The following is a 222-nucleotide window of genomic DNA, read 5'->3' as shown; positions in this document are numbered from 1 at the left end:
CGTTGCGGGACTTAACCCAACATCTCACGACACGAGCTGACGACAACCATGCACCACCTGTCACTCTGCTCCCGAAGGAGAAGCCCTATCTCTAGGGTTTTCAGAGGATGGCAAGACCTGGTAAGGTTCTTCGCGTTGCTTCGAATTAAACCACATGCTCCACCGCTTGTGCGGGCCCCCGTCAATTCCTTTGAGTTTCAGCCTTGCGGCCGTACTCCCCAG

General features: G+C 55.4%; 1 rRNA gene. It reads right to left on the bottom strand.

The features are described from left to right. Positions 1 to 222: ribosomal RNA gene (locus tag MR170_RS31900) — 16S ribosomal RNA — on the bottom strand; the annotation flags it as partial.

It is taken from the genome of Bacillus cereus group sp. BfR-BA-01524 (assembly GCF_022662595.1).
Taxonomy (GTDB): Bacteria; Bacillota; Bacilli; order Bacillales; family Bacillaceae_G; genus Bacillus_A; species Bacillus_A thuringiensis_S.
The sequence above is the reverse complement of the archived record's forward strand: the minus strand, read 5'-3'. Positions and strand labels throughout refer to the sequence as shown.